Origin of the sequence: Sulfuritalea sp. (assembly GCF_017302275.1) — a bacterium.
Taxonomy (GTDB): domain Bacteria; phylum Pseudomonadota; class Gammaproteobacteria; order Burkholderiales; family Rhodocyclaceae; genus Sulfuritalea.
The window spans coordinates 89669-111442 of record NZ_JAFLDR010000003.1 but is presented as its reverse complement, the minus strand read 5'-3'; the positions used below and the strand labels follow the sequence as shown (position 1 = coordinate 111442).

Sequence of the window (21774 nt, the reverse complement as noted above, 5' to 3'; positions counted from 1 at the left end):
CAGCCGCCGCAGACCGTTCCGCGCGTCCGTAGATGCTGCTATGCGGCATAAGAAATCCTGTTTGAAGCATTGCTTTCGCTCGTACGGAAGCAGATACTTGTCCGGCTGTCAATGCTGGAAATCAAACAAAAAAGGAGGAGTCAGATGCAAGTCTCACGGCGGCAGTTCTTCAAGATCTGCGGCGCCGGCATGAGCGGGTCATCCATTGCTTTGATGGGATTCTCGCCCACATCGGCCCTGGCGGAGGTGCGCAGCTACAAGCTGGCCCACGCCACGGAAACCCGCAACATGTGCCCCTACTGCTCGGTCAGTTGCGGGGTCCTGATCTACACCACGGGCGACAAGTCCAAGAACGCGAAAGCGGACATCATCCACATCGAGGGCGATCCGGACAATCCCGTGAATCGCGGTACGCTGTGCCCCAAGGGTGCCGGCCTGATGGACATGGTCAAGAGCCCGAACCGGCTCAAGTTTCCCGAAGTGCGCGAAGCCGGCAGCAACGAGTGGAAGCGCATCTCCTGGGATGACGCGATCAACCGCATCGCGGCCCACGTCAAGAAGGACCGCGACGCCAACCTGATCGAGAAGAATGCCGACGGCGTGACCGTCAACCGCTGGAACACCACCGGTTTCCTCGCCTCGTCGGCCGCCGGCAATGAAGCCGGCTACCTCACCAGCAAGATCCTGCGCAACCTCGGAGTCGTCGCACTCGACACGCAAGCACGTATTTGACACGCCCCCACGGTATCCAGTCTGGGTCCGACATTTGGGCGTGGTGCAATGACCAATCACTGGGTCGATCTGAAGAATTCGGACCTGGTGATCGTCATGGGCGGCAATGCCGCCGAAGCGCATCCCTGCGGTTTCAAGTGGGTCATCGAAGCGAAGAAGGACCGCAAGGCCCGGCTGATCGTGGTCGACCCGCGCTTCACGCGCTCGGCCGCCGTTTCCGACTTCTACGCGCCGATTCGCGCCGGTTCCGACATCGCCTTCCTCGGCGGCGTCATCAACTACCTGCTGTCGAAGGACAAGATCCATCACGAGTACGTCAAGAACTACACCAACGCCGCCTTCCTGATCGACGAGGGCTTCAAGTTCGAGGACGGCCTGTTCTCCGGCTACAACGCCGAGAAGCGCAGCTATGGCAAGGACACCTGGAAGTACCAGATCGGCAAGGACGGCTTCGCCATGGTCGATCCGACCCTGGAAAGCCCGAACTGCGTCTTCCAGTTGCTGAAGAAGCACTACAGCCGCTACACGCCCGAGTTGGTGAGCAAGACCACCGGCACGCCGCAGGACGCCTTCCTCAAGATCTGCGAAATGATCGCGGAGACGGCGGCACCCGACAAGACCATGACGATCTGTTATGCGCTGGGCTGGACCGAGCATTCGGTCGGCTCGCAGAACATTCGCACCATGGCCCTGATCCAGCTCCTGCTCGGCAACATGGGCATGGCGGGCGGCGGCATCAACGCGCTGCGCGGCCACGCCAACGTGCAGGGCATCACCGACATGTGCCTGTATTCGGAAGTACTGCCCGGCTACCTGTCGGCGCCGACCGATGCCGACGTCGATCGCAAGACCTATCTGGAAAAGCGTACGCCGAAACCGCTGCGGCCGAACCAGATGAACTTCCCGCAGAACTTCCCGAAGTGGTTCACCAGCCTGCAGAAGGCCTGGTACGGGGCGGCGGCGACCGACAAGAACGACTACGGCTACGACTGGCTGCCGAAGAAGGATGGTGCCTACGACGTGCTGGCGATGTTCGAGCGCATGCACCAGGGCAAGATGAACGGCTTCTTCTGCCAGGGCTTCAACCCGCTGGCCTCGGTGGCGAACAAGAAGAAGGTGGCCGATGCGCTGGCCAAGCTCAAGTTCCTGGTCGTCATCGATCCGCTGGCCACCGATACCTCGGAGTTCTGGAAGCCGCACGGCGAGTTCAACGAGGTCGACCCGACCAAGGTCGCGACCGAGGTATTCCGCCTGCCGGCCAACCTCTTCGCCGAAGAGACGGCCAGCTTCACCAGCTCCGGTCGCGTCATCCAGTGGCACTGGAAGGCGGCCGACGGTCCCGGTGAGTCGAAGGGCGACATCGAGATCCTGGCGGCGCTGTTCCTCAAGCTCAGGGCGATGTATGCCAAGGACGGCGGCAAGCTGCCCGAGCCGATCATGAACCTGACCTGGCCCTACCGCATCCCGGCCAAGCCGTCGCCGGCGGAACTCCTCATGGAGATTTCCGGCAAGGCGCTGGGCGACGTCTTCGATCCCAAGGACAAGACCAAGGTCATCGTCAAGGCCGGCGAGCAGGTGGCCGGCTTCGCGCAACTGCGGGACGATGGCAGCACGTCCTGCGGCAACTGGATCTACGGCGGCTGCTGGTCGCAGGCGGGCAACCTCACGGCGCGGCGCGACAACTCCGACCCCACCGGGCTGGGCCAATCGCTGAACTGGGGCTTCGCCTGGCCGGCCAACCGGCGCATCCTCTACAACCGTGCCAGTTGCGACCTTTCCGGCAAGCCGTGGGACCCGAAGCGCACGGTGATCAAGTGGACCGGCACGGCCTGGGGCGGCAACGACGTGCCAGACATGCGGCCCGACGCGGCACCCGACGAGGGGGTGATGCCCTTCATCATGACCCCGGAAGGCGTGGCGCGGCTTTTCGCGCCGGCCATGGCCGACGGTCCCTTCCCCGAGCATTACGAGCCCTTCGAGACGCCGCTGGACAAGAATCCTTTCCATCCCAACAACCCCAAGGCCATCAGCAATCCGGCGGCACGGGTGTTCAAGGGCGACATGGAAACCTTCGGCAAGGCGAAGGACTTCCCCTACGTGGCCACTACCTACCGCCTCGTCGAGCACTTCCATTACTGGACCAAGCACTCGATGATCAATGCCGTGCTGCAACCCGACCAGTTCGTCGAGATCAGCGAGCAACTGGCGCAGGAGAAGGGCATTGCCACCGGCGACAAGGTCAAGGTGCGCAGCAACCGCGGCTTCATCAAGGCCGTGGCCGTGGTCACCAAGCGGATCAAGACGCTCGACGTCGACGGCAAGAAGGTGCACACCGTGGGCATTCCGATCCACTGGGGCTTCAAGGGGGTCACCAAGCCGGGCTTCATCACCAACACGCTGACGCCGTTCGTCGGCGACGCCAATTGCCAGACGCCAGAATACAAGGCGTTCCTGGTCAACATCGAGAAGATCTAAGGGGGATATGACATGGCATTGCAATCGCTAGATATCGCCCGCCGCTCGGCGACGACCACACCGGCACCCGGCGTCCGGCAGACCACGGAAGTGGCCAAGCTGATCGACGTGTCCACCTGCATCGGCTGCAAGGCCTGCCAGGCGGCCTGCATGGAATGGAACGACATTCGCGACGAGGTCGGCGTCAACCACGGCGTCTACGACAACCCGATCGACCTGACGGCCAAGTCGTGGACCGTGATGCGCTTCGCCGAAGTCGAGGAAAAGGGCAAGCTGGAGTGGCTGATCCGCAAGGACGGCTGCATGCATTGCGCCGATCCGGGCTGCCTCAAGGCCTGCCCGGCCCCCGGCGCCATCATCCAGTACGCCAACGGCATCGTCGATTTCCACCAGGAAAACTGCATCGGCTGCGGCTATTGCATCACCGGCTGTCCCTTCAACATCCCGCGCATCTCGCAGGAAGACAACAAGGCCTACAAGTGCTCGCTGTGTTCCGACCGCGTCGCCGTCGGCCAGGCGCCGGCCTGCGCCAAGGTCTGCCCGACCGGTGCGATCCAGTTTGGCTCCAAGGAGCAGATGAAGGATTACGCGGCGAAGCGAGTGGTCGACCTGAAGATGCGCGGCTACGACAAGGCGGGGCTCTATGATCCGGCAGGGGTGGGCGGCACGCACGTCATGTACGTGCTGCACCACGCCGACCGGCCGGAGCTCTACAAGGGCCTGCCCAACAATCCCAGTATCAGTCCGCTGGTGTCGTTGTGGAAGGGCATCGCCAAGCCGGTGGCCACTGTGGCCATGGCTGCCGTGGCATTGGGCAGCCTGTTCCACTACGTGATGAAGGGTCCGAACGAGGTCAGCAAGGAGCTTGAGGACGAACTGGAGAAGGAGGAGAAATGAAAACGACCATCCCCCTAGCCCCCTTCCCGCGGAAGGGGGTAACGACGGTTCAGCCGCTGCGCGGCTTCCAGCTTGTTGACTCGCTGCCCCCTCGGGGCGGCCCATCGGAGGCAGCATCATGATCCGCAATCCGAAAGACCTCACGCGCTACGACGCGCAGGAGCGGGCCAATCACTGGCTCGTCGGCATCTGCTTCATCCTGCTCGCGCTGTCCGGCCTGGCCTTCTTCCATCCGGCCTTTTATCCACTGACGCAGCTCTTCGGCGGCGGGGTCTGGGCGCGCATCCTGCACCCCTTCCTCGGCGTTCTCATGGCGCTGGCCTTCCTGGTGATGTTCTTCCGCTTCAAGTCGCTCAACGTGATGACGCCGGCGGACAAGGAATGGCTCTCGCGGGCCGGCGAGATGGTCAGCGGCAACGACCACAACATGCCGGAACAGGGCAAGTACAACGGCGGGCAGAAGGCGATGTTCTGGGCCATGGCGCTGTGCATGCTGCTCCTGTTCGTTTCCGGCGTCTTCCTGTGGCGCGCCTACTTCAACCTGCCGGTGGATGTGGTGCGCCTGGGCGCGGTGGTGCATTCGGCGGTCGCCGCGATCATGATCGCGATGATCTTCGTCCATGTCTATGCCGCGCTCTGGGTTCGCGGCACGGTGCGGGCGATGGTCTATGGCACGGTCACCCGCGCCTGGGCCAAGCAGCATCACCGCGCCTGGTACCGTCAGGTCACCGGCAAGTCCTGAACCGGCATTTCGCAGCGCCAACAAACCCGCGGGCTCCGGCCCGCGGGTCGTTTGTACGACCCCAATCGAATAGACTCTTCCCCATGAGCGCCACTTTCCAAGCCCCGATCATTCCCATCAAGTCGAGCAGCGAGCCGCCCCACGTCATCGCGCCCGACCCCGCGACACTTTTCAGCCAGCGCGCACTGCGCTTCGAGCAACTCGCCGACGGCCACAGCCTGGGCGACTGGCTGCGCTTCCTCGGTGCCATCAGCCGCGCCCAGCACCTGGCCCTGCAGGCCATGCCCGCGCTGGATTTGCCGGATGCGGCACGCATGGGCGTGGCGCGCGAACACCGCATGCCGCCCCTGCCGGCACAATCCTGGCCGCGTTCCGCCGCCTGGCGCGACAGCCTTTCCCTGATTGTCGCCGCCGTGGCCCGCGACGCGCCGGACATGGCGCGCGATGATCTGGCGCGGCTTGCCGCCTACGATGCCGAGCGGATCGAAGCCCTGGCCGAGCGCGTGCTGCATACCGAGCTCTACGGGCCGGATGCCGCCTTGCTGCCTTATGTCGGCGCCGCCCTGCAGGTGCTCTGGACAGCCGGCGCTGCCCGCCTCGGCGTTGCCGAGATTGTCGCGCTCGACGTGCCCGGCGTCTGCCCCTGTTGCGGCTTCCTGCCCGTGGCCAGCGTGGTGCGCGGCGCCGGCGAGGTCGGCAACCTGCGCTACCTGCACTGCGCCTTGTGCAACACCGAGTGGAACCTCGTGCGCGTCAAGTGCTCCGCCTGTGACGCCACCGAAGGCATCGGTTACCGTTACCTCGAAACCGGGACCGGCCAGCCCGGGCCAGACGCGGTGCGCGCCGAAACCTGCGAGGCCTGCAAGAGCTACCTGAAGATCGTGTATGCCGAGAAGGCACCCGTCGATCCGGTGGCCGACGACCTCGCCACCCTGGCGCTCGACATCCTGGTCGACGAAGCCGGCTATTCGCGCAGCGGGCCCAATCTGCTGCTGGTGCCCGGGGGCTGAATTGCAAGAGTCGGCGCTGGCGACACGGTGATTTCGTTTCATCGCTTACCCGCGGACGGAACCCCGAGGCATTTCACGGAACCAAACTTCAGCCTACACTGTCTGCCAGTAACCTCGTCCCAAGGAGAACCCATGAAGCGCCTGCTTGCCCTGCTCGCATTTCTTTGCGCCGCTGCCTTCAGCCTGCCGGCCGCGGCGGACCATCTCGACGGCGTGCTGCCCTTGCATGCCGATGACCACGCCGCGCTGGCGGCGGCGAAGCAGCAGCCCGACCGCCACGTCATGCTGTACTTCGGCGATCATTTGAACTGAGGGGCTTGTCGCTACACCGTGAGTGTGCTCAAGAAGCCCGAAGTCACCGCGAAATACTCGAAGCATTTCCTCGGCGCCCATGCCGATTTCGGCGAGCTGGAACTCGACGACAAGGACCCGCTGCACGCGATGGTCAAGCGCCACAATCCGCGCAAGCTGCGGCCGGTGCTGGTCTTCCTCGACGGCGCGGGCAAGGAGGTTGCGCGCTTGACCGGCGGGCTAAAGACCGTCGACGACGCGCTGCTGCTCGACCGTTACGTGGCCGAGAAACATTACCTGAAGGGTGGTGATTTCGCCGCCTTCAGGAAGGCGCAGAAGAGCTGACATTGCCGGCCGCCCCGGTATCGCGGCGGCCGGTGGCAAGGCTGTAGATGCGCAGCAGGTCTTCCTCGGAGACATCGATGAAGGAATCCATTTGGGTCAGCGCGTAGACAAAGTCCTCGTGTGAAATGGACTCGTATCCAGCCGGCGGCGCTGGCGCTGCGCCGCCGCGCACCAGCGCAGCCGGGTAGCGGCGCCAGGGAAACAGGGCGTTGAAGGCGACGGCTGCGACCAGGATGATCAGGACGTTGAGCATCACGGGGGCGACGACGAAGCCGAAACCCATGGCGCGCACCGAGGCGTCGCCGAGTGCGGCGGCCAGTGCCGTGGCGCCCGCGGGCGGATGGATGCAGCGCAGATAGTGCATGGCGCCGATGGCCAGGCCGACGCCCAGGCTGGCGGCCAGCATCGGATCCGGCACGTACAGCAGGCAGGCGATGCCGATCAGCCCTGACACCAGGTGGCCGCCGAGCAGCGGCCAGGGCTGCGACAGGGCGCCGTGCGGCACCGCGAAGAGCATGACGGCGGTGGAACCCATCGACAGCAGCAGGATAGGCGAGGCGGCACTGCCAAGTACGGCATTGCTGATCCAATACACAGCGAAAATACCGAAGCAGCCGCCTAGCGCCGACACCAGTCGTTCGCGATGGCTGACCGGACTGAGCTCGATGCCCAGGAGCCTGAGCCAAGTCGATATTTTCGACGGATTGTGCTTGTTCATGTGGCGCTCCTCGCATGAGTCCGGTCTCGTGGCGCGAATCCTGCACGCCGGGTTTGCATCGATACTATGGTTCGCGCGCGGTAGCGGGCAATGACTCATGTCAAGGCCCGCCACCGCACGGAAGCCGCTACAATAAATCGATCTCGTTTCTGCCCGGTCCGGGTGAAATCATGAATCCGCTCTCCCTGCTTCCCTCCGTCGACCGCCTGCTTTCCGCCGCGACGGTTTCCTCCCTGATCGATCTGCATGGCCGCGCCATTGTCACCGGGGTTGTGCGCGAGGTGCTGGGCGCCGCGCGCGAGGCCGTGAAGCAAGGGGGTGCCATGCCAAGCGAGGACGCGCTGATCACAAGAGTCGGCGCTGGCGTCACGGCGAAAACGACGCCAAAGCTGCGCCCGGTGTTCAATCTCACCGGCACCGTGCTGCACACCAACCTCGGTCGCGCGCCGCTGCCCGAGGAAGCCGTGCAGGCGCTGATCGCCGCCGCGCGTTCGCCTTGCGCGCTGGAGTACGACATAGCCTCCGGCGGCCGCGGCGACCGCGACAGCGTGGTCGATGAACTGCTCTGCGAACTCACCGGGGCCGAGGCGGCGACGGTGGTGAACAACAATGCCGCCGCCGTGTTCCTGCTGCTCAACACCCTGGCGCAGAAGAAGGAGGTCATCGTCTCGCGCGGTGAATTGATCGAGATCGGTGGCGCCTTCCGCGTGCCCGACATCATGAGCCGCGCCGGCGCGAAGCTGGTCGAAGTCGGCACCACCAACCGCACCCACCTCAGGGACTTCGCCGAGAACCTCGGCCCGCGCACCGCGATGCTGATGAAGGTGCATGCCAGCAACTACGCGATCCACGGTTTCACCCATGCCGTGCCCGAAGCCGAACTCGCCGCACTGGCGCACCAGAACAATCTGCCCTTCGTCGTCGACCTCGGCAGCGGCACGCTGAGCGACCTCTCCGCCTACGGCCTGCCGCACGAACCGACGCCGCGCGAAGCCATCGCCGCCGGCGCTGATCTCGTCACCTTCTCCGGCGACAAACTGCTGGGCGGGCCGCAGGCCGGCCTGCTGGTCGGGCGCCGCGACCTGATCGCCAGGATCAAGAAGAACCCGCTGAAGCGCGCCTTGCGCGTCGGCAAGCTGACGCTGGCCGCGCTGGAAGCCGTGCTGGCGCTCTACCGCGATCCCGACCGCCTGCACCTGCGCGTCACCGCCGTGCGCCAATTGACGCGGCCCGAAGTCGAGATTCGAGCCGCCGCCGAACGCCTGCTGCCGACGCTGAAAAACGCGCTGGCCGGCCTGCCGGTGACGGCGGAAATCGTCGCGCTGAAATCGCAGATCGGCTCCGGCTCGCTGCCCGTCGACCGCCTGCCCTCAGCCGGTTTCTCCATCCGTCCGCAAGGCAGGAAAGGCGGCGTGCTGAACCGCATCGAGGCGGCCTTGCGCGCCCTGCCCAAGCCTGTGATCGGCCGCATCGAGGATGGCGCCCTGCTGCTCGACCTGCGCTGCCTCGAACCGGACGAAGAGACAGCGTTCGCCGCCGCGCTGGCGGGCCTGGAAGTCGGACGATGCTGATCGGCACCGCGGGTCACATCGACCACGGCAAGACCACGCTGGTGAAGGCGCTCACCGGCGTCGATGCCGATCGCCTGCCAGAGGAAAAGGCGCGCGGCATCACGCTCGACCTGGGCTACGCCTACACAGCCCTGGCCGACGGCTCGGTGCTGGGCTTCGTCGATGTGCCGGGCCACGAGAAGCTTATCCACAACATGCTGGCCGGCGCCACCGGCATCGACTTCGTGCTGCTGGTGATTGCCGCCGACGACGGCCCGATGCCGCAGACGCGCGAGCACCTGGAACTGCTTGACCTGCTCGGCCTCACGCGCGGCGCCGTCGCACTGAACAAGATCGACGTCGTGACGCCGCAACGGCTGGCGGAGGCGCAGGCCGAGGTGGCGGCGCTGTTGGCCGGAACCGGGCTCGCCGGCAGCCCGGTGTTTCCGCTTTCGGCCCGCGGCGGCGAGGGCGTGCCCGCATTGCGCGCACACCTCGATGCGGTCGCCGCCGGCACCGCGCGCGCATTGGCGCAAGGTCGCTTCCGGCTGGCCATCGATCGCTGTTTCAGCCTCGCCGGCGCCGGCACGGTGGTCACTGGCACGGCCCATTCCGGAAAAGTCGGCGCTGGCGACACGGTGATCGTGTCGCCGCCGGGGCGCAGCGGACAACTTCGAGCGCGCGTACGCAGCCTGCACGTGCAGGATCGGCCCGCGCAGCAGGGGCAGGCCGGCGAGCGTTGCGCGCTGGCGCTGGTCGGCGACTTCGAAAAGCGCGACATCGAACGTGGCATGTGGGTGGTCGACCCCGCACTCGCGATCCCATTGCGCCGATTCCAGGGCGAACTGCGCGTGCCGCCCGGACAGGCGGCGCTGCGGCACCTGCAGACCGTGCATGTGCATCTGGGCGCCGAGGACATCATGGGGCGCGTCGCCTTGCTCGATTGCGCGGAAGCCGGCGCCGGCGAGGCGGCGCTGGTGGAAATCCTGCTCGAACGCGAAACCCTGGCCTTGCGCGGCGACCGCTTCGTGCTGCGCGATGCCGGCGCGCAGCGCAGCGTCGGCGGCGGGCGCGTGCTCGACATTTTTCCGCCGACGCGACACAAGCGCAGCGCCGAGCGGCTCGCCCTGCTGGCGGCGATGCGCGACAATGATCCGCTGCCGACGCTTTCCCTGCTCGCCGCACGAACTGGCGCTGGCGTCGACCTCGCGCGCTTCGCTGCCGCCTGGAACCTTGCCGCGCCCGAGGCGGAGGCGTTGTGGGCGCGCGCCGGACTGACGCTGGTCCGCGACGGCGAAGGGCGCCTCGGGTTTGCCGGCGCGGCCTGGTCTGCGCTGGAACGGCGCCTTCTCGATGTCCTGGCGCGCGAGCACGAACGCGCCCCGGACCTGACCGGCGTCGAGCGCGAACGCCTGCGGCGCATGACCTCCGCCAACCTGCCGCGTGCCGCCTTCGATGCCCTGGTCGGCGAACTGCTGGCCGCCGGCGGGATTGCGCAGACCCGTGCCTGGCTGCACCTGCCCGGGCACGTCGCCAGCGTCTCGGCCGGCGACCGGGACCTGTTCACCGTCTTGAAGCCGCTGCTCGACGCGGCGCCGTTCAACCCGCCGCGCGTGCGCGACGTGTTCCGCGCCAGCGGCACCGCCGAAGACGTGGTACGCCAGTTGTTCCGCCGCATGGCGCGCGGTGGCGAGCTTTACCCGGTTGCCCACGACCATTACTTCACCGCCGCCGCGGTCGCGAACCTGGCCGCCATCGTCCGGCGCCTGAACGCGGAGCGTGGAATGGCGCGTGCCGCCGATCTGCGCGACATCATCTACGGCGATGGTGGCGGCGGGCGCAAGGTGGCGATCCAGATCCTCGAATTCTTCGATCGCATCGGCTACACTCGCCGCGTGCGCGATGAGCACCTGCTGCGCGGCGGCGCGACCACCCATGCATGGCTCGATGAGTAAATCAACAATGGAAGAGAACGTTCCCCGGTGGGGCGGCCGGTCTTCAAAACCGGCAGGGGTCGCCACGCGGTCCCTGGTGGGTTCGACTCCCTCTCTCTTCCGCCATCCGACGCGTGGCACCATGGCGGCCGGGACCCGGACTTGTTCCCGACGCGCTGTAGTCCTGCTGGCGCTGGCCATGCTCTCTGGCTGTGCCGGGATGCCGCACGACGGCAAGCCGGATGGCGCGGCCCCCGGCGCCATGTGCCCGACCCGATGAATCCTGTGCCCTTTCGCGGCGCGATTCCCGATGGCCTGCTCTACGACCTGGAGCACGACATGTGGGTGAAGCGGGATGGCGGCGAGGCGCTGATCGGCGCTACGGCCTACGGCATTTTTCGCGCCGGCGAAATCATCGGCTTCACCGCCAAGCCGAAGGGTGCCGACGTGGCGCGGGGGCGCGGCCTGGGCACGGTCGAATGCGCCAAGACCGTGCTCGCCGTGCGCGGACCGATTTCCTTCGTGCTGGTCGCGGCCAACGAGGAGGCCGAGGAGAATCCGGCCATCCTCAATCGCGATCCCTACCATGCCGGCTGGATGGTGCGCGCGCGGCCGACGCACTGGGATGCCGAGTGCGACCGCCTGGTGGACGCCGAGCGCTACCGCGCCCATGTGCGGCGCGCCGAACCGGCGGCGGAATTCCTGTGAGCGTCCGCCGCGACAAGCTCGCCATCCTGCTCTGGTCGGCGACGCCGGAGCGCCCCGATCTATGCGCCACGCCCTTCGTGCACGCGGCAGCGGCGGCGGCCTTCGATTGCAGGGTGGAAATCCATTTCGCCGGCCCGGCGGTGCGCCTGCTGGTGGCCGGCGTTGCCGATGGGATGCGGCCGTGGCCGGGGGTCGAAACCTCGATCTACCAGATGCTGCGCCAGGCCACCAACCTCGGCGTCGAGCTGCGTGCCTGCGCCATGGCCATGGGCGCGCTGGTCGGCCCTGGCGAGGCGCTGATTTCCGAGTATGCCGGCACCATCGCCGCCAGCGCGTTCGTCGATCGCGCGCTCGACCCCGAGTGGGCGACGCTGGTGTTCTGAGCCATGGCCGCCCCTGCCTGCCCCTCCTGCCGCGCGCCGATGCAGGCGCAGCGCTTCCCGCGCAAGCTCAATGGCGATGTCGAACTCGACCTGTGCTTTTCCTGCCAGGGCATCTGGTTCGACGACTACGAAAGCCTGCAACTGGCGCCGGCCGGCGTGGTCGACCTGTTCCGCCTGATCCACGAACATCGCGACGACCAGCGCGTTTCGCTGGCCAATCCCCTGCACTGTCCGCGTTGCGGCGAACGCCTGATCCATTCCCAGGATCGGGTCAGGAGCGGAGTATTCAACTACCAGCGTTGCGGCCAGCACGGCCGCTTCATCACCTTTGCCCAGTTCATGATCGAGAAGGGCTTCGTGCGCCAGTTGACCGGCGCCGAGATCGACGAGATCAAGGTCCGCATCGGCACGGTGCGCTGCACCGGTTGCGGCGCGCCGGTGGATATCCGCAAGGACAGCGCCTGCACCCATTGCCGCGCGCCGATCGCGATCCTCGATCCGCAGGCGGTGGAACAGGCGCTGTCGGGCTACCGGGAGGCCGCGGCGAAGCAGGCCACGCCGCCGGCCCCGGCCTTGCTGGCCGAGACGATCCTCGACGCCGAGCGCGAGCGCAGCCGCCAGCAGCGCGAGCGCGGCAGCGGGCTCAATGCCGACATCGGCGACCTGCTGCTGGACGGCGTGGCGATGGTGTGGGACCTGGTGCGCCGGTGAGCGCGCCGATCACCGGCGTCATACTGGCCGGCGGCGCCGGCCGTCGCATGGGCGGCGTCGACAAGGGCCTGCAGGAGCTCAACGGCCAGCCGCTGGTGCAACGCGTGCTGGTTCGCCTGGCGCCACAGGTGGATAGCGTGCTGATCAGCGCCAACCGCAATCGCGAACGCTATGCCGGTTTCGGCTGCCCCGTGCTGGGTGACACGATCCCCGGTTACGCCGGCCCGCTGGCCGGTCTGCAGGCCGCGCTGGCGCATGCCGGGACCCCGCTGCTGGTCAGCGCGCCCTGCGACTCGCCCTTCCTGCCCGCCGACCTGGTGGCACGCCTGCGCGCGGCATTGGAAGCGAAGGCGGCCGACCTCGCCGTGGCTCGCGCGGACGGACGTGTGCACCGCGCCTTCTGCCTGCTGCGCAGCGATCTGCGACCCGGACTCGACGCCTTTCTCGCCAGCGGCGAGCGCCGGGTCGGCCTCTGGCACGCGTCGCTGAAGGTGGTCGAGGTGGATTTCGACGACGAGGCGGAGGCCTTCGCCAACGTCAATACCCTGGAAGACCTGGGCGCCGGTCGGCAGTCCTGAGCCCGTCGCGATGGCGCGGGACGAAGATTCATGTAGAACGCTGGCGTCTCAAAAATGTCGCGATCCGTGAAAAAACCGCATGACGGGCAGGATCGTCTGTGCTTCAATGTTGGGCGGTCAATCGGTTTTTGGAAACATGAGGAGTTCGCCATGAAATGGATGTTCAATCGGGCCGGCCTCGGCGCCCTTGCCGGCAGCCTCGGCCTTTGCTTCTTCGTGATGAGCGCGGCCTTGCCGGCTCACGCGGCACCGGCGCCGACTGCCGAGGCGGCAGCCCCGGGCGCGACCCGCTTTGCCGTGGTCTGGCGCCTGCGTGGCGACGTCAGCGCGACGCGCGGCAGCGCTCAGCGCAAGCTGCGCGAGGGCGACCCGGTTTATGTCGGCGAGCGCGTGCGTGCCGCCGCCCAGGCCGAAGCCGTGCTGCGCACCGAGGATGCGGGCGTGGTCGCGGTGCGCCCCGGCACCGAGTTCGTCGCCGAGCGATTCGCCGCCGAGGACAAGCCGACCGACAGCCTCACCATCCGCCTCGTGACCGGTTCGCTGCGCGTCATCAGCGGCTGGATCTCCCGGACCAACCGCAGCGGTCACAACGTCGTGACCGCGTCCGCCACCATCGGCATTCGCGGCACCGACCACGAGCCCTATGTGCTGTCGCCGGAACTGGCGAAGGAAACCAACAATCCCGAGGGAACCTACGACAAGGTCAATCGCGGCGGCACCACGATGAAGGTCGGCGACAACACGCTCGACATCGATCCCGGCAAAGTCGGTTTCGTGCGCGCCCCGGCCAAGGTTCGCGAGCGCGCGCTGCTAACCATCCTGCTGCCGGTGCTGCTGGACAAGGTGCCAAACTTCTACGTCCCCGGGGAATTCGACGCCGAACTCGACCGCTATTCGCAGACCGCCGACCAGGAGAGCCAGAAGCAGCTCGAACAGAAGCGCAAGTCGCCTGCCGCCGCCGCTGCCGGCAAACAGTGCGCGCCGACCGATATTGCCAAGACCTGGCTGGCCGCGCTCGACGGCGCCATTGCCAAGGGCGACGCGCAGGCCATCATCGCCATGTTCGCGGCGGATGTCGCGGTGCGCGCCAACATCAAGGAAAAGGGCGGCAAGCTGGCCAGCGTCGACCTTGGCCGCGAAGAACTGGCGCAGAGCACCATCGCCGCCATGAAGGGCCTCAAGGACTACAAGCAGCGCCGCGTATGGACCGACGCCCGGCTGACCGACCTTGCCGGCGGCGATGCTTGCGACCGCATCAGCCTGAGGTCGGTGGTGGTCGAGCAGGGCAAGCAGTCCGGCAAGGCCTATCGCTTCGAATCGCTGGAGCAATACTCGCTTGAGCTGCGCTCCGGCAAGTGGATCGCCGTGAAGGCGGAAACCACCCAGCAGTAATTCCGCGGCCGGTTGGCGGAAAGCAGAAGGCCGGCGCATGCGCCGGCCTTCTTCATTTCGTCCGACCCGGAGGGCGGACGGTATCCTGCGGACTGGAGCGGGTGAAGGGAGTCGAACCCTCTTCATCAGCTTGGGAAGCTGAGGTAATGCCGTTATACGACACCCGCGTCGGAAGCGGATTTTAGCCTTACATCAAAACGATGTCGAACTGCTCCTGGGTGTAGCCGCTCTCGGCGTGCAGGGAAATCGGCAGGCCGATGAACTCCGAGAGCATGGCCAATGCCTGCGACTCTTCTTCGTGGAACAGGTCGATCACGTTCGGCGCGGCGAGCACGCGCATTTCGCGCGCCGTGAACTGGCGCGCCTCGCGCAACAGTTCGCGCAGGATTTCATAGCAGACCGTTTGCGCCGTCTTCACCTCGCCGCGGCCGCCGCAGGTCGGACAGGGTTCGCACAATATGTGGGCGAGGCTTTCGCGGGTGCGCTTGCGCGTCATCTCGACCAGACCGAGCTGGGTGAAGCCGGAGACGGTGATGCGCGTGTGGTCCCTGGCCAGCGCCTTGTTGAATTCCGCCAGCACCGCCTCCTTGTGCTGTTCGTCTTCCATGTCGATGAAGTCGGCGATGATGATGCCGCCGAGGTTGCGCAGGCGCAACTGGCGGGCGATGGTCTGCGCCGCCTCGAGGTTGGTCTTGAAGATGGTGTCGTCGAAATTGCGCGAGCCGACGTAGCCGCCGGTATTGACGTCGATCGTGGTCATGGCCTCGGTCTGGTCGAAGATCAGGTAGCCGCCGGATTTCAGGTCGACGCGCCGCGCCAGCGCCTTCTGGATTTCCTCTTCCACACCATGCAGGTCGAACAGCGGTCGCTCGCCGGTGTAATGCACCAGGCGATCGGCGACCTGCGGCACGTACTCGTTGGCGAAGGCTTGCAGCTTCTGGAAATTCTCGCGCGAGTCGATCACCACGCTTGCGGTTTCGCTATTCACCAGGTCGCGCAGCACGCGCTGGGCGAGGGTCAGGTCGTGATGCAGCATCATGGGCGGCAGGGCGCCAACGCTGCGGCTCTTGATTTCGCTCCAGATGCGGCGCAGGTAGGCGATGTCGGCCGCCAGTTCGTCATCTCCGGCTTCGGCGGCGACGGTACGCAGTATGTAGCCGCCGGGCTGGTCGGGCGGCAGCAGGGCCTGGATCCGCGCGCGCAGCTTCTCGCGCTCGGCTTCCTCGCCGATGCGCTGCGAAATGCCGATGTGGGTATCCTGCGGCAAATGCACCAGCAGGCGACCGGCAATGGATACCTGGGTGGTCAGGCGCGCGCCTTTGGTGCCGATCGGGTCCTTCTGCACCTGCACCATGATCGACTGCCCCTCGGCCAGGATGCGTTCGATGGGCCGGGTTTCATGGCTGTTGTAACCGTTGCCGGTGACGCGTTCGCTCCAGATGTCGGCGACATGGAGGAAGGCGGTGCGTTCCAGGCCGATTTCGATGAAGGCGGACTGCATACCGGGCAGCACGCGCACCACGCGGCCCAGGTAGACGTTGCCGACGATGCCGCGACCGTTGGTGCGCTCGATGTGCAGTTCCTGCACCACGCCCTGTTGCAGCAGGGCGACGCGGGTTTCCTGCGGCGTGAAGTTGATCAGGAACTGCTCGGTCAGCATGAAGAAAACCTCCCCCCATCCCCCTCCCCCGGGGAGGGGGTGACAATGGTTCGGCCGCGCTGCAGCCTCCGGGTTGAACGCTGACCCCGGCTTGGGGCGGCCCTGCGCGGGGGTCTCACAGCGGATAGCCGAAATCGCGCAGCAGCAGCGCGGTTTCGCACAGCGGCAGGCCGACGATGCCCGAGTGCGAGCCGCGGATTTCCTCGATGAAGGTGGCGGCGCGGCCCTGGATGCCATAGGCGCCGGCCTTGTCCATCGGTTCGCCGCTTTGCACGTAGCGCCGGATCTCGCCGGCACTGACCGTGCGGAAGCGCACGTCGCTGATCGAAAGGCGGTGCTCGATGCGTCCGTCCCTGGCCATGGCGATCGCGGTCAGCACGCGGTGGCTGCGTCCGGAGAGGCGGTCAAGTATGGCCATCGCATCATCCTCGTGGCGCGGCTTGCCGATGATCTCGCCGTCGAGGTCCAGGGTGGTGTCGGCGGCAAGTACGGGATGCGACACCAGCGGCCGCCGCGCCAGCAGGTCGGCGCCGAATTGGGCCTTGGCCCGCGCCACGCGCTGGACATAGGCTTCCGGCGTTTCGCCGGGCAGCCAGGCTTCGCTGACCTCATCGTCCTCGCGCGATCCGCTGCGAAACAGCAACAGGTCGAAGCGGACGCCGATCTGCGCCAGCAATTCGCGGCGGCGCGGGCTTCTCGATGCAAGGTAGATGCGCGGATCGATCATGCGAGGACGTTAGCGATAGGCATCAGGATAGCCCCGCCCCGGGACGGGGGCGACCAATTCGTCCTTGCGTCGTATCACGCCGAGGGGTGTCTCGCACCGGATCATTCCTTTTGACTAAAACGGGGCTTCCGAGCATAGCTTCAGTCCCGATGGTAGGGGTGGCTCTTTGTCACGCTGACGGCCCGATACAGGGCTTCGGCGAGGATCACCCGGACCAGGGCGTGGGGCAGGGTCAGGCTGGAAAGGCGCATGGTTTCGTCGGCGTTGTCCTTGATGCGCGGATCGAGTCCATCGGGGCCGCCGATGATGAAGGCGACGTCCGCGCCGTCAACCATCCATTTTGCCAGACGCTCGGCCAGTTGCCGCGTGGTCGGCGCCTCGCCGCTTTCGTCGAGTGCGATGCGACGGCAGCGGGCCGGCAACCGGGCATCGATGCGCGTCGCTTCGAGCGCCATCATGGCCTGCGCGGTCTTGCCCGAACTGCGCGGCTCGGGCTTGATCTCGATGAGTTCCAGCGGCAGTTCGCGCGGCATGCGCCTCGCGTATTCGGTCCAGCCGGCGGCGACCCAGTCCGGCGGCCTGGCCGACACTGCCGCGACGATCAGCTTCATTCGCCTTCGGTGTCGGCGGCGGCCTTCTTGCGCGTTCGCTTGGGGACGACCTTCCACAATTCTTCGAGGTTGTAGTAGGTGCGTACCGCGGGTTGCATGACATGGACCACGATGTCGCCGAGATCGACCAGCACCCATTCGCCGGCCTCCTCGCCCTCGATGCCGATCACCTGGCCGCCGGCTTCCTTTACCTTGTCATGGACGTTCTTCGCCAGGGACTTGACCTGGCGGTTGGAATCGCCGGTGGCGATGATGACGCGGTCGAACATCGCCGAGATCTTCGAGGTGTTGATCACCTCGATGTCCTTGGCCTTGATGTCCTCGAGCGCGGCGACGGCGATTTTCTGCAGTTTTCTAATGTCCATGCGGAGTCCGGTAGAGCTGATGGGATTCAATATAGTCTAGAACGGGATCGGGGACCAGATGGCGCACCGAGAGACCGCGGGCCAGCCGCTCGCGAATCGCCGTCGCGGAAATCTCCAGCGCCGTGATCGCGAAGGGAACGATGCGTCCGGCCGGCACGCCGGCGAGATCGGCGGCGGTGCCTTTCCGGCTGAGGAATTCGGCGTCGAGCGCCGTATCACCGGCGCCGACTCTTATGTCGTGGCCCGGTCGCGTCGCCACGGCGACATGCGCCAGGTCGAACAGTTCGTGCCAGCGGTGCCAGGCTTCGAGCCGGGCGAAGGCGTCGGCGCCCAGCAGCAGCACCAAGGCGCGCTGTGGTCCGTGCAGCGCGCGAAAGCGTTGCAGCGTATGGACGGTGTAGCTTGGCGCCGGGTTTGCCGTCGAGTTCAGCACTTCGGCCGGGCCCACGCTGCAGCCGGGCAGCGAGGCCAGGGCGCGCTCGACCATGGCCAGTCGATCCTTTGGCGTGCCGCACGGTGCGTCGCGCAGCGCCGGGTTGCCGGCCGGGACCAGGCATACTTCGGCGAGGCCCAAAGCTTCGCGCGCTTCGATCGCCAGCCGCAGATGCCCGATGTGCAGCGGATCGAAGGTGCCGCCGAGTATCCCCAGCGCGCCGGCGGCCTCACTCATCGGGTTGGGCGGGCTCCGCTTCCGGGATGGATTCGGACACGGGGTCGGGCGTCGCGAACACGTCGCGGTAGGACAGGTAGACGCTGGCTACCATGGTCGGCGCCAGGATGAAGATCAGCAGCATGCGCAGCGCGACCGAGAGGATGCTGAGCAGTGATTGCGAGAGCGTGCCGGCGACGATCAGGATCAGGCCCGGCAGCGCCGCGCCGACCAGCGCCAGTGCCAGGCCGTACATGGCGAAGCAACGCCAGTTGCGCCAACTGGCGACGAAGCTGAAGAACAACGACTTGCCGGCGCTGACCCCATCCCATGCCGTCAGCAGCGGCGCGAACCAGAAGGCCATCAGCAAGGGCGAGGCGAGCACCACGATCACGCCCATGTCGGCCATGAACGCCGCCGCCTCGTCGGCGTCCATGCCGTCCTTGAGGTTGATCGGTTCACCCAGCGCGATGCCGCTGATCAGTACCAGCAGGCTGGAGCCGACCAGGTGCAGGATGCCGAGGCGAAGCAGGCCCAGGCGCTGGGCGCCGATGCCGACGCCCAGGGTGTCGGCATCGAGGGATTGCCGGCGTTCGATGGCGCGGCAACCGTTGGCCAGCATCACGGTCAGCGTGGGCAGCAGCAGCGGCAGGATGAAGGGACCGATGGTCGGCACCAGGTTGACCACCAGTACCGTCAGCAGGTAGCCGAAGGTGAGCGCGGTCATCAGCGGCGGATGGCGGCGGAACAGGGCAAATCCGGCAAGCAGCCAGAGGATGCCGTGACGGGCGGGCAGGCGGCGGGCGTCCATCAGTCGTCGTGCGCCATGAAGTCGATGACCTGCGGCGCGACGGGCGGCAGGGCTTGCGGGTCGAAAGCCAGGTCGCCTTCCGGATCGGGCGTGCCGGTGGCCACCAGCCCGGCGAAATCGAACAGGCGCGCGTCGAGCAGATGCGAAGGCACGACGTTGGCGAGGCTGCGGAACATGGTCTCGATGCGGCCCGGGAAACGCTTCTCCCAGTCGCGCAGCATCTGCTTGACCTGCTGCCGTTGCAGGTTGGGCTGCGAGCCGCAAAGGTTGCAGGGAATGATCGGAAAGGCGCGTTGTTCGGCCCAGGTTTCGAGGTCGCTTTCGCGGCAATAGGCCAGCGGGCGGATCACGATGTTGCGGCCGTCGTCCGAGACCAGCTTGGGCGGCATCGACTTCAGCTTGCCGCCGAAGAACATGTTGAGGAACAGCGTTTGCAGGATGTCGTCGCGATGGTGGCCGAGCGCGATCTTGGTCGCCCCCAGTTCGCAGGCGACGCGGTACAGCACGCCGCGCCGCAAGCGCGAGCAGAGCGAGCAGGTGGTCTTGCCCGCAGGGATCACGCGCTTGACGATGGAATAGGTGTCCTCGTTCTCGATGTGGAAGGGCACGGCTATGCTGCGCAGGTAGTCCGGCAGCACCTCGGCGGGGAAGCCGGGCTGCTTCTGGTCGAGATTGACCGCGACGATGTCGAAGCCGATCGGCGCGTGCTCACGCAGGAACAGCAGGATGTCGAGCAGGGCGAAGGAATCCTTGCCACCCGAAAGGCAGACCATGACCTTGTCGCCGGTCTCGATCATGTTGAAGTCGGCGATCGCCTGTCCCACTTCACGGCGCAGGCGTTTTGCGAGTTTGTTGCTCTCGAAGGCTGCCCTTTGGGCTTGCCTGGCGGTCGGTGCAGGATTCAAGAGGGCGTTCACAATCGCGCCGTCCTTCCGCCGTCGACATTGATCACCTGGCCGGTGATGTAAGGAGCATCGAAGACGAGGAATTTCACGGTGCGCGCGATGTCGGCCGGCGAGCCGACGCGTTTCAACAAGGTGTGTTCAATGATAGCGGCGCGCGTGGCGGGCGGAAAGTCATGATCGTTTTGTGGCCATTCGATCGGCCCCGGCGCCACGGCGTTGACCCGCACCCGCGGCCCCAGTTCCAGCGCCAGGGCCCGGCTCAGCCCGAGCAGGCCGGCCTTCGCCGCGCAGTACAGCGGATAGCCCTTGAGCGGACGCTCGGCATGGATGTCGGTGATGTTCACGATGCAGCCGGCGCTCCGTTCAAGATGCGGCGCAGCCGCTTGCGAGAGGAACAGCGGCGCCTTGAGGTTGGAGCCGATCAGGTCGTCCCATGCCGCCGTGTCGACAGCGCCGACTTTCGTGGCGAAGAACGAGGAGGCGTTGTTCACCAGCGCGTCAAGCCGGCCGAAACGCTGTACGACGGAGTCCACCAGCGGCGGCAGGGCGGCGGTGTCGAGCAGGTCGGCGGCGAAGGTCAGGGCCGAGTCGGCACGTGAGCCATTCAGCCGCGCCGCCAGTTCGTTTGCTTCGGCTGCCGAGGCGCGGTAGTGGATCGCCACGCGGGCGCCCGCTTCGTGCAGTGCGCGCGCGATCTCCGCGCCGACGCGACGGGCGGCGCCGGTGACGAGGACGACGGGGGCAGGTGTCATGGCGCGAGTATACCGGCGAGCACTCGCGCCGCCGCGGCGAAACCGAAACTCGCGGTGACCGCCACCGATGAGCCGTAGCCCGCGCAGGCGAGCCCGGCGGCGGCGTCGAAGTCATCCTCGATGGCGCAAGCCTGCGCCGTCGGACGGCGAACCTGCTCCGGCGAAAACACGCAGTCGACGCCGAACTTCTGTTTCGGGTCGCGCGGGTAGCCGAACTCCTTGCGCAAGCGTGCGCGCACCTTCGAAGCCAGCGCATCCTGCGTCGTACGCGCCAGGTCGATCACTTCGATCCGCGTCGGATCGGTGCGGCCGCCGGCGCCGCCGGTGGTCACGATGCGGATCCCGGCACGGCGGCAATGCGCGATCAGCGCGGCCTTGGCACGCACCTGGTCGATGGCGTCAATCACCGCGTCGCAGGGCGGGATCAGCGCTGCCACATTGGGCTCGTCGATGAACTCTTCCACGGTGGCGACCACGCAGGCCGGATTGATCGCCGCGATTCGCTCCTTCATCGTGTCGACCTTGGCCGCGCCGAAGGTCGATTCCAGGGCGTGGATCTGCCGATTCACGTTGGATTCGGCGATGTGGTCGAGGTCGATAAGCGTCAGGCGGCCGATGCCCGAGCGCGCCAGCGCCTCCGCCGCCCACGACCCGACGCCGCCGACGCCGACCACCGTGACATGCGCTGCCGTGGCGCGCGCCAGGGCGCCGGCACCATACAGCCGTTCGATGCCGCCGAAGCGGCGTTCATGGTCGTGGGAGGAGGTCACTCGGGGCATCCAATCGACGATTGGCAACCGGATCTGCAAACAAACGCGGGGGTTCCGA

Annotated in this window: 23 protein-coding genes and 2 tRNA genes; 14 read left to right on the top strand and 11 right to left on the bottom strand. The window is 66.6% G+C overall.

All coding sequences use genetic code 11. The features are described from left to right. Window positions 1-144 precede the first annotated feature (144 nt). From fdnG to J0M27_RS02715, 6 genes are all read left to right on the top strand, one after another. On the top strand, window positions 145-3207 hold the full coding sequence (gene fdnG / locus J0M27_RS02740; RefSeq protein WP_294987210.1) for a formate dehydrogenase-N subunit alpha: 3063 nt from the start codon (window positions 145-147) through the stop codon (window positions 3205-3207). Window positions 3208-3219: 12 nt separating this feature from the next. Continuing rightward, complete coding sequence (fdxH, locus tag J0M27_RS02735; RefSeq protein WP_294987208.1) at window positions 3220-4104, top strand: formate dehydrogenase subunit beta; 885 nt, start codon at window positions 3220-3222, stop codon at window positions 4102-4104. 118 nt (window positions 4105-4222) lie between these two features. Beyond that, window positions 4223-4846, top strand: a complete 624-nt coding sequence (locus J0M27_RS02730; protein WP_294987206.1) for a formate dehydrogenase subunit gamma — start codon at window positions 4223-4225, stop codon at window positions 4844-4846. 83 nt (window positions 4847-4929) lie between these two features. Further along, window positions 4930-5856 (top strand): formate dehydrogenase accessory protein FdhE, encoded by a 927-nt coding sequence (fdhE, locus tag J0M27_RS02725; protein ID WP_294987204.1) that lies wholly within the window; start codon window positions 4930-4932, stop codon window positions 5854-5856. A gap of 132 nt (window positions 5857-5988) precedes the next feature. Beyond that, the gene (locus J0M27_RS02720) at window positions 5989-6168 is read left to right on the top strand and encodes a hypothetical protein (RefSeq protein WP_294987202.1); all 180 of its coding nucleotides are present in this window, start codon (window positions 5989-5991) and stop codon (window positions 6166-6168) included. Window positions 6169-6186: 18 nt separating this feature from the next. After that, entirely contained in the window at window positions 6187-6492 is a 306-nt protein-coding gene (locus J0M27_RS02715) for a hypothetical protein (RefSeq protein WP_294987200.1), read from the top strand. Here J0M27_RS02715 and J0M27_RS02710 read toward each other — a convergent pair. Beyond that, window positions 6470-7210 (bottom strand): HPP family protein, encoded by a 741-nt coding sequence (locus J0M27_RS02710; protein ID WP_294987198.1) that lies wholly within the window; start codon window positions 7208-7210, stop codon window positions 6470-6472. The two genes, J0M27_RS02715 and J0M27_RS02710, sit on opposite strands and share 23 nt — an antisense overlap. A gap of 170 nt (window positions 7211-7380) precedes the next feature. Here J0M27_RS02710 and selA point away from each other — a divergent pair, with 170 nt between their 5' ends. The 8 genes from selA to J0M27_RS02670 all read left to right on the top strand — a co-directional run bounded on the left by selA (window position 7381) and on the right by J0M27_RS02670 (window position 14466). After that, window positions 7381-8781 (top strand): L-seryl-tRNA(Sec) selenium transferase, encoded by a 1401-nt coding sequence (gene selA, locus J0M27_RS02705; protein WP_294987196.1) that lies wholly within the window; start codon window positions 7381-7383, stop codon window positions 8779-8781. Continuing rightward, on the top strand, window positions 8775-10715 hold the full coding sequence (selB, locus tag J0M27_RS02700; protein ID WP_294987194.1) for a selenocysteine-specific translation elongation factor: 1941 nt from the start codon (window positions 8775-8777) through the stop codon (window positions 10713-10715). Before selA ends, selB begins: the two co-directional genes overlap by 7 nt. 9 nt (window positions 10716-10724) lie before the next feature. Next, window positions 10725-10820, top strand: a tRNA-Sec gene (locus J0M27_RS02695). A gap of 150 nt (window positions 10821-10970) precedes the next feature. Next, window positions 10971-11402 carry a glycine cleavage system protein H gene (locus J0M27_RS02690; RefSeq protein WP_294987192.1) on the top strand — a complete coding sequence of 144 codons (432 nt, stop codon included), beginning with the start codon at window positions 10971-10973 and terminating at the stop codon, window positions 11400-11402. Next, window positions 11399-11785, top strand: a complete 387-nt coding sequence (locus tag J0M27_RS02685; protein WP_294987190.1) for a DsrE family protein — start codon at window positions 11399-11401, stop codon at window positions 11783-11785. The genes J0M27_RS02690 and J0M27_RS02685 overlap by 4 nt, the downstream gene beginning before the upstream one ends. Window positions 11786-11788: 3 nt before the next feature. After that, the gene (locus J0M27_RS02680; RefSeq protein WP_294987188.1) at window positions 11789-12496 is read left to right on the top strand and encodes a zf-TFIIB domain-containing protein; all 708 of its coding nucleotides are present in this window, start codon (window positions 11789-11791) and stop codon (window positions 12494-12496) included. Continuing rightward, window positions 12493-13074, top strand: a complete 582-nt coding sequence (gene mobA, locus J0M27_RS02675) for a molybdenum cofactor guanylyltransferase MobA (protein WP_294987186.1) — start codon at window positions 12493-12495, stop codon at window positions 13072-13074. The genes J0M27_RS02680 and mobA overlap by 4 nt, the downstream gene beginning before the upstream one ends. A gap of 150 nt (window positions 13075-13224) precedes the next feature. Next, complete coding sequence (locus J0M27_RS02670; RefSeq protein ID WP_294987184.1) at window positions 13225-14466, top strand: hypothetical protein; 1242 nt, start codon at window positions 13225-13227, stop codon at window positions 14464-14466. Between the two features lie 93 nt (window positions 14467-14559). Here J0M27_RS02670 and J0M27_RS02665 read toward each other — a convergent pair. The 10 genes from J0M27_RS02665 to J0M27_RS02620 form a co-directional block, all read right to left on the bottom strand. Next, window positions 14560-14633 (bottom strand) — tRNA-Gly (locus J0M27_RS02665). Window positions 14634-14653: 20 nt separating this feature from the next. Beyond that, a complete protein-coding gene (rng, locus tag J0M27_RS02660; protein WP_294987301.1) occupies window positions 14654-16123 on the bottom strand; it encodes a ribonuclease G in 1470 nt (489 codons plus the stop codon). Between the two features lie 118 nt (window positions 16124-16241). After that, window positions 16242-16853, bottom strand: a complete 612-nt coding sequence (locus J0M27_RS02655; protein ID WP_294987182.1) for a Maf family protein — start codon at window positions 16851-16853, stop codon at window positions 16242-16244. Window positions 16854-16993: 140 nt separating this feature from the next. Continuing rightward, a complete protein-coding gene (rlmH, locus tag J0M27_RS02650) occupies window positions 16994-17464 on the bottom strand; it encodes a 23S rRNA (pseudouridine(1915)-N(3))-methyltransferase RlmH (protein WP_294987180.1) in 471 nt (156 codons plus the stop codon). Then, a complete protein-coding gene (gene rsfS / locus J0M27_RS02645) occupies window positions 17461-17829 on the bottom strand; it encodes a ribosome silencing factor (protein ID WP_294987178.1) in 369 nt (122 codons plus the stop codon). Before rsfS ends, rlmH begins: the two co-directional genes overlap by 4 nt. Further along, window positions 17819-18499, bottom strand: a complete 681-nt coding sequence (nadD, locus tag J0M27_RS02640; protein WP_294987176.1) for a nicotinate-nucleotide adenylyltransferase — start codon at window positions 18497-18499, stop codon at window positions 17819-17821. The genes rsfS and nadD overlap by 11 nt, the downstream gene beginning before the upstream one ends. After that, entirely contained in the window at window positions 18492-19289 is a 798-nt protein-coding gene (locus J0M27_RS02635) for a BPSS1780 family membrane protein (RefSeq protein ID WP_294987174.1), read from the bottom strand. The genes nadD and J0M27_RS02635 overlap by 8 nt, the downstream gene beginning before the upstream one ends. Then, window positions 19289-20206, bottom strand: coding sequence for a tRNA 2-thiocytidine(32) synthetase TtcA (gene ttcA / locus J0M27_RS02630; protein ID WP_294987172.1), 918 nt, complete (start codon window positions 20204-20206; stop codon window positions 19289-19291). Before ttcA ends, J0M27_RS02635 begins: the two co-directional genes overlap by 1 nt. Continuing rightward, complete coding sequence (locus tag J0M27_RS02625; RefSeq protein ID WP_294987171.1) at window positions 20203-20946, bottom strand: pteridine reductase; 744 nt, start codon at window positions 20944-20946, stop codon at window positions 20203-20205. Before J0M27_RS02625 ends, ttcA begins: the two co-directional genes overlap by 4 nt. Beyond that, window positions 20943-21716 carry a tRNA threonylcarbamoyladenosine dehydratase gene (locus J0M27_RS02620; RefSeq protein WP_294987170.1) on the bottom strand — a complete coding sequence of 258 codons (774 nt, stop codon included), beginning with the start codon at window positions 21714-21716 and terminating at the stop codon, window positions 20943-20945. The genes J0M27_RS02625 and J0M27_RS02620 overlap by 4 nt, the downstream gene beginning before the upstream one ends. Between the last annotated feature and the right edge of the window lie 58 nt (window positions 21717-21774).